At 40.4% G+C, this 16,615-nt stretch carries 10 protein-coding genes and 1 tRNA gene; 6 read left to right on the forward strand and 5 right to left on the reverse strand.

From position 1 onward, the window contains the following. Positions 1 to 143: 143 nt before the first annotated feature. Positions 144 to 386 (reverse strand): type II toxin-antitoxin system HicB family antitoxin, encoded by a 243-nt coding sequence (locus PseudUWO311_RS09025; protein ID WP_142654928.1) that lies wholly within the window; start codon positions 384 to 386, stop codon positions 144 to 146. A gap of 203 nt (positions 387 to 589) precedes the next feature. Here PseudUWO311_RS09025 and miaB point away from each other — a divergent pair, with 203 nt between their 5' ends. The 3 genes from miaB to PseudUWO311_RS09040 all read left to right on the forward strand — a co-directional run bounded on the left by miaB (position 590) and on the right by PseudUWO311_RS09040 (position 3,532). Continuing rightward, on the forward strand, positions 590 to 1,942 hold the full coding sequence (gene miaB / locus PseudUWO311_RS09030; protein WP_142654929.1) for a tRNA (N6-isopentenyl adenosine(37)-C2)-methylthiotransferase MiaB: 1,353 nt from the start codon (positions 590 to 592) through the stop codon (positions 1,940 to 1,942). Between the two features lie 93 nt (positions 1,943 to 2,035). After that, positions 2,036 to 2,107: transfer RNA gene (locus PseudUWO311_RS09035), tRNA-Lys, on the forward strand. Between the two features lie 264 nt (positions 2,108 to 2,371). After that, positions 2,372 to 3,532 (forward strand): glycosyltransferase family 4 protein, encoded by a 1,161-nt coding sequence (locus PseudUWO311_RS09040; RefSeq protein WP_142654930.1) that lies wholly within the window; start codon positions 2,372 to 2,374, stop codon positions 3,530 to 3,532. An 85-nt stretch (positions 3,533 to 3,617) separates the two neighbouring features. Here PseudUWO311_RS09040 and PseudUWO311_RS09045 read toward each other — a convergent pair whose 3' ends face one another. Next, entirely contained in the window at positions 3,618 to 6,629 is a 3,012-nt protein-coding gene (locus PseudUWO311_RS09045; protein WP_142654931.1) for an AAA family ATPase, read from the reverse strand. A 135-nt stretch (positions 6,630 to 6,764) separates the two neighbouring features. Here PseudUWO311_RS09045 and PseudUWO311_RS09050 point away from each other — a divergent pair, with 135 nt between their 5' ends. Both PseudUWO311_RS09050 and PseudUWO311_RS09055 read left to right on the forward strand, forming a co-directional pair. Beyond that, positions 6,765 to 7,133, forward strand: coding sequence for a hypothetical protein (locus PseudUWO311_RS09050; protein WP_142654932.1), 369 nt, complete (start codon positions 6,765 to 6,767; stop codon positions 7,131 to 7,133). Positions 7,134 to 7,666: 533 nt separating this feature from the next. Next, on the forward strand, positions 7,667 to 11,731 hold the full coding sequence (locus PseudUWO311_RS09055) for a response regulator (protein WP_190303443.1): 4,065 nt from the start codon (positions 7,667 to 7,669) through the stop codon (positions 11,729 to 11,731). Between the two features lie 152 nt (positions 11,732 to 11,883). On the opposite strand, the gene cutA is transcribed toward PseudUWO311_RS09055, so the two are convergent. Next, positions 11,884 to 12,210 (reverse strand): divalent-cation tolerance protein CutA, encoded by a 327-nt coding sequence (cutA, locus tag PseudUWO311_RS09060; protein WP_142654934.1) that lies wholly within the window; start codon positions 12,208 to 12,210, stop codon positions 11,884 to 11,886. Between the two features lie 47 nt (positions 12,211 to 12,257). Beyond that, a complete protein-coding gene (psb29, locus tag PseudUWO311_RS09065; protein ID WP_142654935.1) occupies positions 12,258 to 12,980 on the reverse strand; it encodes a photosystem II biogenesis protein Psp29 in 723 nt (240 codons plus the stop codon). A 234-nt stretch (positions 12,981 to 13,214) separates the two neighbouring features. On the opposite strand from psb29, the gene PseudUWO311_RS09070 reads away from it, so the two are divergent. After that, positions 13,215 to 14,714 carry a class I adenylate-forming enzyme family protein gene (locus PseudUWO311_RS09070; RefSeq protein ID WP_142654936.1) on the forward strand — a complete coding sequence of 500 codons (1,500 nt, stop codon included), beginning with the start codon at positions 13,215 to 13,217 and terminating at the stop codon, positions 14,712 to 14,714. Between the two features lie 44 nt (positions 14,715 to 14,758). On the opposite strand, the gene PseudUWO311_RS09075 is transcribed toward PseudUWO311_RS09070, so the two are convergent. Continuing rightward, positions 14,759 to 16,558, reverse strand: coding sequence for a DUF3685 domain-containing protein (locus tag PseudUWO311_RS09075; RefSeq protein ID WP_142654937.1), 1,800 nt, complete (start codon positions 16,556 to 16,558; stop codon positions 14,759 to 14,761). Between the last annotated feature and the right edge of the window lie 57 nt (positions 16,559 to 16,615).

The following is a 16,615-nucleotide window of genomic DNA, read 5'->3' on the forward strand; positions in this document are numbered from 1 at the left end:
GTGAACCGTAAAATTTCAACATCTCCGTCTCAAGTTCTTCGCTGTAATAACCCAAAATTATTCCTTTTCTTTCTTTATCTGAGATTATCCTAATTTGCACAAGTTATTTGTTTTTCATTCCTTAGTAACTTCTCTATAGTTCATCACGCAGAAATAACAGTTTCAATTAGGGCTGGTGAATCTTGGTCTGCAAATTGCAAATTATGAGGAAGTTTTTTGCCTAAATCTTCATAAAGTTCTCGAATCGCTTCAAATGCATCTCTAACATTGACTAAAACCTCATCGATCGATTCCCCTTCAGTTATTAATTCTGGTAAGAGGGGAGAAGTTACCGTAAACCCACCTTCTGGCTGAGGAGTTAATAATAGTGGAATTTTGTAAAGCATGATGATTGTTGGGCTTGTCTAAATCCTTTTAATGATTTTTATGCTATCACCTCAATCAAATAAATCACGTAAATTTCTGCTAAACCAAAAGCGCTATGGTTTATAAGATCGCTGATTGCTGCAAACACATAGCAACCCTTACAATCCATGCTGAAAGATATTAGAATAGGACAGCAATAATTTCGGCTTGGTTAAACACTTTCATGACTGCTCAGAAATATCACATCATCACCTTCGGCTGCCAAATGAACAAAGCGGATTCTGAGCGCATGGCAGGCGTATTAGAAAACATGGGCTACCAGTCAACCGAAGAGACCGAAGAAGCCGACTTGATTTTGTATAACACTTGCAGCATTCGTGACAATGCCGAGCAAAAAGTTTATTCGTACTTAGGCAGACAAGCCAAGCGCAAACGTGAAAATCCGAAATTAACCCTCGTCGTTGCGGGTTGTGTCGCCCAGCAAGAAGGCGAAGCCCTAATGCGGCGTGTTCCTGAACTTGATCTAGTCATGGGGCCACAGCATGTTAATCGTCTTGGCGATCTGTTGGGACAAGTATTTAATGGCAACCAAGTTGTCGCCACCGATGAAGCCTATATCGAAGAAGACATCACCACACCACGCCGTAATAGTGCTGTTTCTGCTTGGGTAAATATTATTTATGGCTGCAACGAAAACTGTACTTATTGCATCGTGCCTGCGGTAAGAGGTAGAGAACAATCGCGATCGCCTGAATCCATCCGTAAAGAAATTGAAAATCTTGCGGCGCAGGGCTATAAAGAAATTACCTTACTTGGTCAAAACATCGATGCCTATGGGCGCGATCTCCCAGCAGGTGGTATTGGCGCAGGCATCGGCGGCAAAATCACATTTACTGATTTGCTTTATTACGTCCATGATATCGAAGGGATCGATCGCATTCGTTATGCCACCAGCCACCCTCGCTACTTTAGTTCACGATTGATCAAAGCTTGCTATGAACTACCAAAGGTTTGCGAACATTTCCATATTCCTTTTCAGTCGGGCGATAACGACATTCTCAAGGCGATGGCACGGGGCTATACCCATGAGCGCTACCGCCGCATTATTGATGACATTCGCGAGATTATGCCCGATGCGGCGATTACTGCCGATGCGATCGTTGCTTTCCCTGGGGAAACCGAGGAGCAATTTGAGCGTACAGTGCAGCTAGTTAACGACATTGGCTTTGATTTGGTAAATACTGCGGCTTATTCACCTCGCCCAGGTACACCTGCGGCGGTTTGGGAAAACCAGTTAAGTGAAGAGATCAAAAGCGATCGCCTTCAGCGTCTCAACCACGCTGTTAATCAAAATGCTGCTGAGCGTTCTAACCGCTATGCAGGACGTACTGAAGAGATCATGATCGAAGGTACAAACCACAAAAATCCTTTACAAATCATGGGTCGCACCCGCACCAATCGGATCGCCTTCACCGAGAACAACACAGGCAAACCATTAGCTGATCTGATTGGTCAGACTCTTTCCATAAGAATTACTGAGGTAAGACCATTTAGTTTGACTGGTGTAATTTGCTAAAAGCATGTTAGACTAGCCAAGCGCGTAAACGAAAAGTTTGCATTTTGTAAACAAAAGTTCACACTTTGCAATAAATCATACCTTGCAATAAAAGGGTTGCTAACTCAACGGTAGAGTACTCGGCTTTTAACCGATTTGTTCCGGGTTCAAATCCCGGGCAACCCATAAAATAACTAAGAATAGCTAGCACATAGTGCTAGCTATTCTTTTTAGCGCCAAAAGAGCACAGAAATTCTCATTATACAAATCAGATTTTTGAAAGCCCGCCGTTGGCGGGCTTTCAAAAATCCGATTTTGGTGATTCCATCGCCTTTGGTGATGGAATCACCAAAATCGGTTTCATAATGAGAATTACTGAAAAGATAGCGTTGACACTTCGTGCTGCCTCTAGTTTTGGTATTATACCTTTGTAATAATGTGGTGTAGTTCATGCATATTGCATGGTTAGGTAAAAAATCGCCTGCTTGTGGCAACGTGACCTATAGTCGCGAGATTACAAATGCGTTACTCGATCGCGGACATCGTGTCAGCTTTATGCATTTTGCCCCAGAAAGTGATTCAGAACATGAAGAGCTAGAAGAACATGCGCAAGAAACTCAAGATGTCGCTTTACCATTTCTCTACAAATCCACCATTTACACAGTTCCTTCTTTAAGGGCGAATAAGATTCTCGTTGATTCTTTGCGATCGCTAAAGCCCGATATTATTCATGCATCCCTTGCCATATCTCCTCTCGATTTTCGCCTGCCAGAAATTTGTGCCGAACTCGATTTACCCCTTGTCGCTACATTTCACCAACCCTTTGATCTGAAACGTCGTAATCTTGCCTCTAGCACGCAGCAACTTACCTATCAAATTTATGCGCCATCGCTAGCCGACTACAATCAAGTTATTATCTTTTCTAATATTCAAAAAGAACTTCTTAATAAATTAGGAGTCCCCAATACGAGAATTGCAGTTATTCCCAATGGTGTAGATAGCGATCGCTATTCTCCAGGGGCTTCTAATATTAAGGCTGAGCTGAATGCTGATGTGCTTTTTCTCTATCAAGGTCGTTTAGCTGCTGAGAAAAATGTCGAAGCTTTACTCAAGGCATGGCGCAAATGTCGAATGCCTGAAGGTTGTAAACTTGCGATCGTCGGTACTGGCCCCTTACTGGCAGGTTTAAAGACTTTTTATGGTCATGATCCCAGCATTATCTGGATGGGCTATATTGCTGATGAGCAAAGACGTATTGAGATTTTGCGCGGTACAGACGTATTTATCTTACCTTCGCTGGTGGAAGGCTTATCTCTATCACTACTAGAAGCGATGTCCTGTGGAGTTGCTTGCATTGCGACTGATGTGGGTGCTGATGGTGAAGTAATTGAGAATGGAGCAGGAATTATTCTTGATTCTCATAAGGTTACTTCTCAACTTTGCACGCTTTTACCACTATTTGTCGATCATCCTGAGATGGCGAAGATTATTGGTATTAAGGCAAGGCAAAGGGTTTTAGATCGCTATACGCTGGTAAAAAATATTGATCGCTTAGAAGTTCTTTATGAGCAAACCATGAGTCAGCAATGGGTTCGGGTTAGCGCATTCTAAGAGCTCAAACCAAAAAACTTTAAAAGTGTTGCTTTGCGACACTTTTAAAGTTTTTTGGTTTGGGTTTAAGCGCAAAGCGCTGTAACTAACCTACTAATTGCACAGTGGAACCTTCCTCACCCTTCGATACTTCGATCAAGGTGTTAAAGGCTTCCTTCATTTGTGGCATATGCGTAATGACCAAGATACATTCAAAATCTGGCGCGATCGCATTAATCGCACTGACAAGGCGATCGCAACCTAACTGATCTTGACTACCGAAGCCTTCATCAATAATGAGGGTTTGCAAAGTGCTACCTTTGCGCTGGGCAAGCACGCGAGATAGAGCTAGACGCACGGCAAAGTTAATCCGAAAGGCTTCACCGCCTGAATAGGTTTCGTAGGGTCTAGTTCCTTTAGTATCAGCAATTTCAATGTCGAGGGTTTCGATAATGCGATCGCTTTTTTTACCAGATTTTTGGGTGATAAATCTCACATTTAATTGGCGATCGCTAAGTTGAGCGAGGATTTGATTAGCTTCTACTTCGATTTGCGGAAGTACATTTTCTAGCATTAAAGCTTGAATACCATTTTTACCAAAGGCTTGATAGAGTTCCGTGTGGATGCGTTGGCGTTGACGGGTTACTTCGATTTGAGAGAGCGTTTCTTGTTCGCGTTGGCGGCTTTGCTCTAGTTGTTGTTGTGATTGCTGAAGGCTACCAATTTGAGCGAGGAGAGTATCCATCTGCGATCGCCAGTTTTGCAGATTTTGTCGCAAAGATTGAATTTCCATTGCATGATCGCCATGTAAGGTTTTGACCTGTGACTGTAATTGAGAAATTTGAGCAGTGATATTTTGTAATTCTTGTTGATTAACGTTTTGAGTTTGTTGTAAATGGTTTACCTGTTGCTGAAGTTCGGGATATTCTTGCTCAGCGCGGGTGAGTTCTTGATAGCGCAATAATGATGGCGTGAGTTCTTGCTTTTGGGCGCGGAGTTGCTGATGCCTATCGGGTTCATAGGCTAACTGCGTCAGAGTGCGATCGCATTGTTCGAGTTCATGTTGTACTTCTAAATCGATCAGATTTTTAGTAAGACGATCTTGCAATTGGTTGATTTTGGTTTGTAAGTCAGGAATTTTTTGCGATAGATTTTCGGCTTGACGCTGAGCATTTTTTAATTCTGACTGCTTGATTTCTGCCCATCGCCAACGTTCTACGTCACCACGGGCTAGAGCATGATTTTTTTCGTCATAAGCAAATTTATAAATATTTTTATCGATGAGTTCCATCTCTTCCCATGCTTCGCGGCTATAGTTTTGCGTCTGAAGGCAATCGCCTAAATCCACAATCTCAGCATCTATTAGCGCTAGCCTTTGCTTTGCCTCAGCGATCGCCTTTAGTCTTTCCTGCAAAGTTCCTTTACGCTGAATCAAATCATTAAGTGGTGCAAGTTCCTTTTTGAGATTACGATATTCTTCTCGTAAAACTTCAATTTCGCAGTTAGAAGCAGCTTGCTGCTCTTTTACTACCCAAATGTCCGCTTGCAAATCGCGAGATTCCTGTTTATGTTTTTTCTGGACTAGCTGCCAATGAGCTTCATCTAGAGGGCGATCGCAAAGAGGACAAGGTGCATTCAGCACGGTTAACTGACGCATTTTTGATTCTAATTTATTAAAAGCAGCCTCACTATCCGCCAATCTTGTTTTTAAGCGCTCCAAAAAATCACGTCTCTCTAATCCTTTTTCATGAACTCGTTGTTGATAAACTTGTTTGTTTTGTAATAAAACAATTTGCCGATCTAGTTCTTTAGCATTAACTAATAACTGATCGTGATTCTTGACTTGTAAATATAACTGTTCGCGCTTCGCAACTAATTCTTCTAGTTTTGCAGCAAGTTTGGTATGCTCTCTTTCCAGTTGATGCTTGAGAACTTGATGACGATGAATTAACGGTGTGGATTGAGCGTGGAGGCGATCAAATTCTTGTAAAATGGCTCTTGCTTTGTGTAATTCCGCGATCGCAGCTTCGATTTCCCCAGTCCGGCTCAGAATCCCTTTTAAGTCACTTTCCTGCTGTACTAGTGACTCTAATTGCGCTTGATAATGCCTTAACTGACCCCTGAGTTCACTTTGCAGACTCGCAAGTTTAAGACTAAATTCTCCCCTACGATCGCAAAGATGTTGATACTTTTGAAACTTACGTTCTAGTTCTGATTCTTGGGTTGATAGTACTTGATAGCACTCATATTCTTGCAAAATCTGCGATCGCATTGTCAAACATGATTCTAATTGCTGTAATTGTTTTTGCTGAATGGCTAATTGTCGTGATGATTGCGCCAAATTGGCAGTGAGTGAAGCCTGCTGCTGTTGTTGCCAAGTTAGCTGCTGGGTCACACTTTGATATTGTTTTTGCAATTCTTCCGCAACTTGCAATTGGTGACGATCGCGAGATTCCCTTGATTGCAAATCCGCTAACTGCGATCGCAAAACTTCTAACTGCGGTGCGATCGCCTCTCCTGCTTGAATTTGCTCTCGCAGATGTACCAACATATTCTCTAAAACTACTGACTCACCTTTGCTAGTTCGCGCAATGTCTTTGGCACGTTCGGCAAGCTCGTCATACTGCGACAAAGCTAGCATATCCGCCAAAATCTGTTTGCGATCGCTAGGACGCTTCAGCATAAATTCATCAGCACGACCTTGACGCAAATATGCGGAATTAACGAAGGTCTCGTAATCCATCTTCAGATGCGAAATGATTGTCTGCTGAGTCGATTGCACCTTACGCTCAGTGAGGGATTTAAATTTGCCTTCACTCTGCACCTGAAATTCTAAAGAGGTTGAACTATTACGAGATCTTGTTCTAATTACCCGATAGACTTCACCACCAGCGATAAATGTAAAGTCCACTTGAGCTTCTTTAGAACCAACATGAATCACATCATCTTGGCTTGCCACGCGGCTTATACCCCAAATCGCCCAAGCAATCGCTTCTAATAATGATGATTTTCCCGCCCCATTCGCGCCACAAATGCAAGCAACATGCAGCCCACTAAAATCTAAGGCTAATTGTTGATAGCTCAAGAAATTTTTTAATCGCAATTTCTGAGGGATCATACTGAGAAGTAATATATAGTTATCGCAACTATTATTTAATTATCATAATAATGTATTATTTAACAAAGGTTCTTATGCCAGAGTTTTTACTTTTGCCTTTCACCTTTTTACTTTCGCCTAAAAGCCGAGGGAGTTATGGAAGTATGGGAAGAGATTAGTCGCCAAAGAGTAAAGTACATCGTCGATAGCTATCAGTTAGATGGCAATGACGATGAAGATTTTGATGAATATTTGGAAGATTTATTACAAGCCTACACACCTCCACAAATCGAACTAGCGCTTGTTGAAGTTTTAATCGAAAGTTGGCGAGTTACACCTCTTATTCGTGGTGTTGTTTTTCTAGAGCGATCACACGAGCTTTTAAAAGATTGGGAAAATAAGCCAACCGCCCAACATATTTCTCCTATACATTTTCATTTGATTACAGGATTAGATCCCACACCAGTATTTGGAAATAGCATCACACAAGCGAATAGAAGTATTGTTTCTACAGTCAGCCAATGATGCATCGTTTTTTTATTTTACCTGCGGCAATATAAAAGCTCAAAAGCCCTACAGATATCGGCTTTCAACCATAGAAAGTGTAGTCACACTTTCTATGGTTAGTATAAAGATTTGCGTTTACAGAGATAGAACCTAGTGATAGAAATTGTGGAATAGTGCAACAAAAATTCTCATTTTTAATCCTTTTGTTGTGGGAGAATATTGTAGAGGAGGGGCATATTACAACAATTTCGGTTAATCAAACAACAATTTTTTTAAAGTGTTGCTTTGCTGAATTAAAAAAATTTACTATTGCAAATTTGCATGGTTAATAATTAACTGGGATTAATGATTATTAAATGAACTTTTTCTCGCCAATCGCAAGGTTTCTGCATAAACTTTTAAATCGTAAATCTCAGGATAGGTTTCAAGGTAAAACTATCCTGAGATTTACGTTCTTATTTTTATTGTTTGCAACTCTGGGGTATTTAGGAAATTATTTTCGGCTACCTTTGTTTTTTGGTGTTGATTTGTTGTTCGGTAGCATTTTTGTAATGATCGCCATATATTTTTATGGGATCTCAATGGGGGTGTTGGTTTCGGCGGTCGCAAGTACTTATACTTATTTTCTTTGGGGACAGCCCTACGCCGCAGTGCTGTTGATTTTAGAGAGCCTTTGGGTGAGCATTGGGCTGCATCGAGGAAAGCAAAAGCAACCGCGCAACATAGTATTGCTAGTGCTGTCCTATTGGCTATGTATAGGCACACCACTATGTTGTCTATTTTATTATTTCTTTCTCAAGTTTGGAATTAGTTCAATTGTTTTAGTTGTTCTAAAACAAGTAATTAATGGTGTATTAAATGCGCTAATTGCGAGCCTATGTATTAATTATCTACCACTAAAGCAATGGCTTCAAAAAGGGCAAGGCGATCGCAATCAACAAACCATCCAACAGATGTTATTTCATCTGTTATTAGCCGCTGTTTTTATCCCGATCTTCACCATTGCTATTTTGACAGGGGCGCAGTCTTTACAAAATATTAACATTGAAATTGATAGTCAATTGCGTGCAAGTACTTCTTCCCTTAGCTCAGATCTAAAATTTTGGCATCAAAGTAACTCACAGATATTGCGAGAACTCGCCGCAATCAGTTCCGATACGCAGAATCTAGAACGATTACAGTTTGCTACTACTACCCTAGGTAAAGCCACGTCAACGTTTCTCTATATCTATACTACGGATGCCGAAGGAAATATTTTGACTGCTTTTCCTAATGTTTCTGATTCAGCCAGAGCTAGTCTCAGTAAAGCAATGCTTAAAGAAGATATCTTTCAGCAGGTTAAATCTTCTTTGAGCATTGCTTTTGGGGATGTCCACACTGATGAAATCACATCTGATTCGCATATCGATGTAGCCGTTCCAATCTTCATGAACAATCGCTTTAATGGCATCATTTTTGCAGCTTTGGATCTCTCTCATATTAAAAACTTTTTAATTGAAAAATCAAAAACATGGAAGACTGAGGCTTTTGTCCTTGATCGTCAGAATAAAATAATTTCTAGTACTTCTCCAGATTTCCAAACGGGACAGTTTTTTGATTTGGCTCAGGGCGGAGAAATTCACGCTATTGGGACTGATCAGTTCCAATGGTTCCCAACTACAAAAGGACTGTCAGCCATGACTCGCTGGCGTAAGTCCTATTATTTGCAGCAAGTTAAGATCAATAATGAGATCCCTTGGAGTCTATTGGTACGTTTGTCGCCAATTCCATACATTGATGTCCTTGAACAACTGCATACCAAAATTCTCGCTATTTTACTGGCAATTATTTTGCCAGCCACGTTAGCAGCAAATTTCCTTAGCCGCAGGTTTGCAAGCCCGATCGCCAAATTAATGAGACTGACCACAGATCTTCAACAAGATCTTGCAGTAGATAATGACTTTGCTTGGAAATCTAGCAATCTGAAGGAAATTGATGCCCTTGGCTATAACTTCCAAGTTATGGCGATCGCTCTCCAAGAGAAGTTTCATGAAATAGAAGAAGTAAATCAAAGCCTAGAGATCCGCATCCAAGAACGTACAGCTGAACTCCTTAAAAGTGAAGAAAGATGGCAGTTAGCAAGCCAAGCTGCCGATGATGGTATTTGGGATTGGAATATCAAGACTGGAGTCACATTTCGCTCAGACCGTTGGCGCACAATGTTAGGCATGAACCCCAGTATTGACAATGAAAAACCAGTTAATTGGATAGATTTGATTCATCCAGATGATCGCGATCGCCTTTTGCAGATACAAGAAGATTACTTTGCTCATAGAATTGATCACTTTATAACTGAATATCGAATGCGCTGTCAGGATGGCACTTATAAATGGATAGCAACTCAAGCTAAAGCTTTGTGGAACGAACAAGATGAACCGATTCGCATGGTTGGCACAAACAAAGATATTACTGATCGTAAACTTGCGATCGCTGCTCTGGAAAAGAGAGAAAGCTATCTGACTATGCTAGTCGAGATCCAGCGCCATCTACTTGCTGAAAGTGTCAGCAATCAGGAATATGACAATATTTTAGGAATACTGGGCAAAGCTTCCGATTTTTCAAGTATTAAATTATTTGTCTGTGAGCGGGAACAATTGGATGAACCTGATCTCAGGCTATATTCTGCTTGGTTTGATGAAAATATAAGTCGCCATTCTAAATCAGTACAGACTAAATTCAAGCAAATGATCATTAGTTTGCAATGGTTATCACGTCTTGCCAATGGAGAGATCATCAATGAGTCGTTATCAACTATTTCTGAAGCCGAGAGACCAATATTAACAGTTAAAAATCTTCACTCAATCTTAATGATGCCTATTGTCGTTAGTGGTAGATTTTGGGGCTTTTTTAGCTTTCATGATTACCTATGCGATCGCTTACGAGATTCTGTAGAAGTGAGCCTATTAAGAATTTCGGTATCTTCTCTAGCCATGCATCTAGAACGCCAGCAAGCAAAAATAGAAATGTTACAGGCAATGGAATCAGCCCAATCAGCTAATCGTGCTAAGAGCGAGTTCCTTGCCACGATGAGTCATGAAATTCGCACGCCAATGAATGCTGTGATTGGCATGACCAGTTTATTATTAGACACAGAACTTAGCTCTGAGCAACGGGAACTCACAGAAATTGTGCGATCGAGCGGAGATAATTTACTCACAATTATTAACGATATTCTTGACTTCTCAAAAATTGAATCAGGGAAATTAGCCCTAGATAATCATCCCTTTATCTTACGACATTGCATCGAAGAGTCCCTAGATCTTTTAGCTTCTACTGCTATTACTAAAGGGATTGAGCTAGCTTACTGCATAGATACTGATGTACCTGAATGTATTGTTAGTGATATAACCCGCTTAAGACAAATATTAGTCAATCTATTTAGCAATGCCGTTAAATTTACATCTCAAGGATCAGTGACATTGAGAGTATCAGTAAAAGAAATTGATCAGCAACATCCATATCATCAATTGCTATTTGCAGTTAAAGATACTGGTATTGGCATTCCCAGTGATCGCTACGAACTTCTGTTTAAGCCATTTAGCCAAGTAGACTCATCCACAACTCGTGAATATGGTGGTACAGGGCTAGGATTAGCGATCGCGAATCAATTAACTATACTAATGGGTGGCGAGATGTCTGTGGAGAGCGAAGTCGGAGCTGGCTCTATTTTTACTTTTACGATATCTACAGTAGCCGAGACAAATACAGTAATTCCTAAAGAATGGGATTTAAGTCTTGTCGGAAAACGCATTTTAATTCTTGAAGATAATGACATTAGCCGTGAAAGCTTGACTATATTTACTCAAATACTACAAATGGAAGTGCTAGCAACTAACTCTAGTGAGCAAGTGATTACATGGCTACAGAGTGACAAACAATTTGATCTAGCAATTGTTGATACTGGCATTCCAATTACTATTAATGCAGATAGTTCTAATGATAAGTATGACAATTGCGATGTCAGCAAGTTAATGCGAATGAAATCAAGCTCACTACCAATGATTTTGCTCTCCCATTCCTTCAGTTGTGATTTATTTAGTCCTGATCCAATCACAACCTGTTTGAGCAAACCAATTAAGCGATCGCAGTTATATAATTCTTTGTTAAAGCTCTGTAGCAATAATTCTCAAACGAGAAGTCAAGCAAAACAGAAAGATATTTCACTTTTTGATGTAAATTTCGCGAACAAATTCCCTTTAAAGATTCTGCTAGCAGAAGACAATATTGTCAATCAAAAAATTGCTACCCGTTTTCTCAATCGCTTGGGATATCGTGTTGATGTCGTGGCTAATGGTACAGAGGTTTTAGCGTCGATATATCGCCAAAACTATGATGTAATTCTGATGGATGTATATATGCCAGAAATGGATGGATTAACCGCAACAAGAAGAATCGTTGCTGAGTTTACCCAGAAGCCTTGGATTATTGCGCTAACAGCCAATGCCATGCAAGGCGATCGCGAGATGTGCTTAGAAGCAGGAATGCAAGATTATGTGAGCAAACCTATTCAAATCAAGGAATTAATACAGGCTTTAGAGCAAGCGTATAGCGCCTTGCACTTAACCCAAACCCAATAAGACCAAAGCACAAAATGGCGTAGCCATTTTGTGCTTTGGTCTTATTGGGTTTGGGTTTTAATTAACAAAAGTGTGGCTACACTTTTGTTAATTGGTATAAAGTTGTGTGGCGCAGATCCACCTCGCCACACAACTTTATTGGTTCTTTAATTTTACAAAGTAGAGCTTGCCCAGAGAAGATAGTCGCGATCAACTGCGATCGCAGGTATGGCAATAATCTCTGGAGTTTCGTAGGGATGTAGCGATCGCAATCTACTTGCTAACGCATCGTAATTAGTTTGTAAGGTTTTGATTAAGACTAAATGTTCGGACTCATGACAAAGTTTACCTTCCCATATGTAGGTAGACATCATGGCAGGCATTACCTGCACACAAGCAGCGAGTTTTTCTTCAACCAATAAATTGGCAGTACTTTGAGCCTGATTAATTTCAGGGAAAGTTGTCATGATCACGATTAAAGTCGGTTCTAAGCTTGACATGATTAATCACATATAAAAATGGAAGGCGTTGCCTTCCATTTTTTATTTTATGCTGTAGTTTCTGGATTGTCACTTGCAGGTTCGGCAGTTGCAGTACTAATAGATGCTGCTTCTTTCTGAGCACGTTTTTTGCGTTCAGCTTCCACCATGTCAGCAATCATTTGACGTGCTTGCTCGATCTTGTCGAGGTTAGAGCGATATAGATCAATATCTTTCAGTAAGCGATCGCTACCAAATTTCAGCGTTTCACCCACTAACTTGATTACTTCTTCACGCTTAGTACTATCGGAAATATCGTCGGGATCGCTGATCTCTAACAGAGCATATAGCCCTACACCGAGCAGACGACTGTATTTAAAATTTTCTTTGCTAGCGATCGTGTGTAATTGCCCAGACAAAGGTTCAAGGTTAATGCCAGAGTCTAAATTGGTCAATAGGGTTTTAATGTCACTGGGCGATCGCGTAGCTAAGTCGCTCAGAGTTGTGGCATCTTGGCGAATGCGATCGGAGTCGAATTGTAGAGCTGAACATAATGCATGAAACACAGCAAAGCGATCGGCTTCAGGCTTGTAACCCACCGTAAAGCGATCGAAAGTTGTCACAAAACCTAATGCAAAAATTGCATCATAAACAAATGTTTGATTTACTTTCAGCAGATGGACTTCCACCAAAAGCTCATCTACAACCCGTCTATAGACTTGATTGACTGGCTTGGGGAAGGCTAAATAAAAATCTTTTTTAGTATCAGAAACAGTACGAACGGTATTCACAGTCAACAAAACCTAAAGACAAGATAGTTAAAATTATCATCGCACAGTTAGCCATAGCATCAGTCTATCGCTGTAGATAAATTTGATCCCAAAAAGTTAATAGCAGCGCTTCGCTACTCGCTTTTTTTGATTTTATGTATAAAATTAGGAGCAGCACAAAGTAGATAGGTAAGGTGGACAATGCCCACCTTACTGAGTGATTGCTATATTAAAAAAATTTAGGTAAATATAGTCATGAATTTAGCTCGGCTAATTTCCGAAACCGCAGCAAAATACCCCGACAAACCAGCGATCATCTTTGCAGGCAAAACTTGGACTTACCAAGAATTTGATCGCCAAGTATACAATTATGCAGCTAGCCTCGATCGCTTAGGTATCAAAAAAGGCGATCGCGTAGCAATTCAACTGCCAAAATGCATCGAGTTTTTATTTTTACACTTTGCAGTTCTCTCCATCGGCGCAATTTCTCTACCTCTAAATCCAGATTATCGCCCTGAAGAAATTGTCTATTTTTTAACGGATTCAGGTACTTCACTGTTTGTAACTAATAGTGAGCTTCTCAGCAAAGTGCGATCGGCAATTCAAGATTTAACAGAATTAAAAATCCTACTCAAAGAAGAATTGCTTCCATCAACGCCTGAAGTAATTCTTCCAAAATACCCCGCAGGTGGTGATGATATTGCAATGATTTGCTACACATCAGGCACAACGGGACGTTGCAAAGGCGCAGCGATTTCTCATCGTAATCTTATTGCCAATATGAAAGCTCTGCACAAAGCTTGGGAATGGAGCGATCGCGATATTTTGCTTCATGTCTTGCCCTTATTTCATGTGCATGGATTGAATGTTGCAGCGCTGGGCTGTCTATACGCAGGTGCAACCATGATCATGTTCGAGAAATTTGAACCGCGCCAAGTCTGGGAAACCTTAGTATCAGAAAGCTGTACTTTGTTCATGGGCGTTCCCACTATTTATCAACGACTGATCAATGAGTGTGGAAAATTGGAATCTCAGGCAAATTTACAGAAGATGCGCCTATTCGTCTGTGGTTCCGCACCACTGAGCGATCAACAGTTCTATCAATTTGAAAATATTACAGGTTTTCGCATTCTAGAACGCTACGGCATGACCGAAACAGGAATGAATGCCTCAAATCACATTGCGCCAGAACATCGTAAAGCCAAGAGTGTTGGATTCCCTTTAGAAGGTGTAGAAATTCGGATAGTTAATCCTGAAGGTAAAGATGTTGCGATCGCAGAGGTCGGTGAAGTCTGGATACGTGGCGCAAATGTCTTTCAAAGCTATTGGGGAATGCCAGACAAAACAGCAGAATCATTTACTGATGGATGGTTTCACACAGGCGATCTCGGATTTCAAGCTCCTGATGATAACAATAGATTGTACTTAGTCGGTCGCGCTAAGGAACTAATTATCACTGGTGGATTTAATGTCTATCCCAAAGAGATCGAAAATGTTCTCGAATCCCACGAATCTGTCAAAGAATCAGCAGTAGTGGGTTTACCCGATAATGATTTTGGCGAAAAAGTCGTGGCTGCGATCGCCATTAAAGAAGCAATCAATATTACACCTGAAGAGTTAATTGCTCATTGCAAAATTCGTCTCGCCGCCTACAAATGCCCTAAACAAATATTTTTTGTCACTGAACTCCCCCGCAATGCGATGGGCAAAATCCAGAAAAATATTTTAGTCCAACAAATCATTACGCCCCTTTAGAATAACCGAACCAAAAAGTAAGTTGCCATGCAAAGCATAGCAACTTACTTTTTGGTTCGGCTATCTTGCCAAGCATTGCCAATTCCTTGCACCACACCGCGCCCAATCAAGCCAATCCCACGCCCGATTACATTGGTTAACACATACACAAATCCACTACCAATAAAGGCGATCGCAGATTTTAGGCGAGGAGCGATCGCATCTTGTAGTTCCAGCGCCAAAGTTACCGCAAGTTTTACACCTTCTAGGTTTTGCAACTCCTGATTGCGAGGCGTATAGATACTTACTTTTTTGATCCCACGATCGGCAAATGTCAACAACATATGACGACTTTCAAAGATTAATTGTGGGTCAGTAATATACTTTTCTAAGCGATATTTCCAAGATAAATCATTGCGAAACCGTTCTATTTCACGAGTCGCAAGTAGATTGTAACGATAGAAATTATGTTTGATTTCTTCAGCATTTGCAAAATTATTTAAAAGTGGTTGAATTACAGCATTAGCAATTTGAATAATCAAATTATCTAAGATTAACTCTAACCTCTGCATCGCTTCAGTTGTTCCTATAGCAGCAGTAGAATTATCAACTACTAATTCCGTCTCAAACAATAAATGTGATAGAAAATTATCAAATTGAGGGATCTTATCTAAAAATTCTATTTGTATGATTACTACATCATTAAGCAAAACATCTACAACATTAACTTCAGTATCAATATTAGCAAGATCATTCAGAGCGTAATATTTACCAAAGAAATTAATTACAGTTTCCTGCCAAATACTTTTTAAAATGTCAGGTATTTTTACTTCTAACTGTGACGGACTAATTTGAGAAAACCGTAAATCAGTAATACTTTGTTCAATTTGTCGCAAAGCAATATAAAGAAGCTGACGTTTTTTTTCATCTTTTAAAACATCAATTTCCAAAGGCGTTTTGCTGGAATTTAATAAGCTAGATTGCAGTTTGTTAACTGTCTTATCCCATAGACTCGCTTGAACGGCTAAAGCATTATTGCTTGATTTCTGTTCAGACTGATTTTGTGATGTATCAGCTAAGCGATCGCTGATTTCCAGATTAGGTTTAGATATCTCCTCAAAAATACTAGGGACGTTACTTGCAGTATCATTAACTGGCGCTGTTTTTTGTCCCCATAGGCGATTAAATAACCAACGTGCAGCTTGTAATTCTCGCGCCTGTCCCGCTAGAACCATTTTGGTAATCTGATCACCAAGCTGATAATTATTGGTATTAGCCAAATTTGCCTTCACCTCAGCTAATACTCGATCAATTCCTCTTATTCCCGACAAATAGAAATTACGCCGTACGATCGCCACTACAGTCTGCTCAGGCAAGTTTTTTTGAAGGGAATCGGATTGATTGAATTGAGCTGATGGCTCAGTACTGAGTCGAATGCGATCGCTCAAATATCGACTTCCTGAAGCAACTTGGCGTATAGCAATAATTAATTCGTCAGGATTAGTCCCCTTTAGGCAAAATCCCTCAACCCCAACCTGCCAAGCTGTCCGCACCAATTCAGGAGATTGGCTAGAACTCAACAGCAAAATTGGCAATTTGGGATATTCAAATTTTAATCGCTGGCATAGATCTAAACCAGATTGCTGACTGCTTTCTCCTAACTCCAAATTTTTTGCACCTAAATTCAGATCGAGAATTACTAAATCAAAATCTAATTCTCCTTGTAAAATCCCTACAGCTTCGGCAACTGTCTCCCCTTCCTCCACCACTTCCAAATCTGAAAATTGAGCTAGCCACGATCGCATCCCCATCCGAAAAATGCGATCGGCATCTATTAAAAGTAATTTATATAGCTCGTCACTCATTGGGAAATTGGTCAGACGATTTTGCTCAATATATCTTAAAGTTCTACGGTTAAACTA

The organism is Pseudanabaena sp. UWO311, from assembly GCF_006937785.1.
Lineage (GTDB): Bacteria > Cyanobacteriota > Cyanobacteriia > Pseudanabaenales > Pseudanabaenaceae > Pseudanabaena.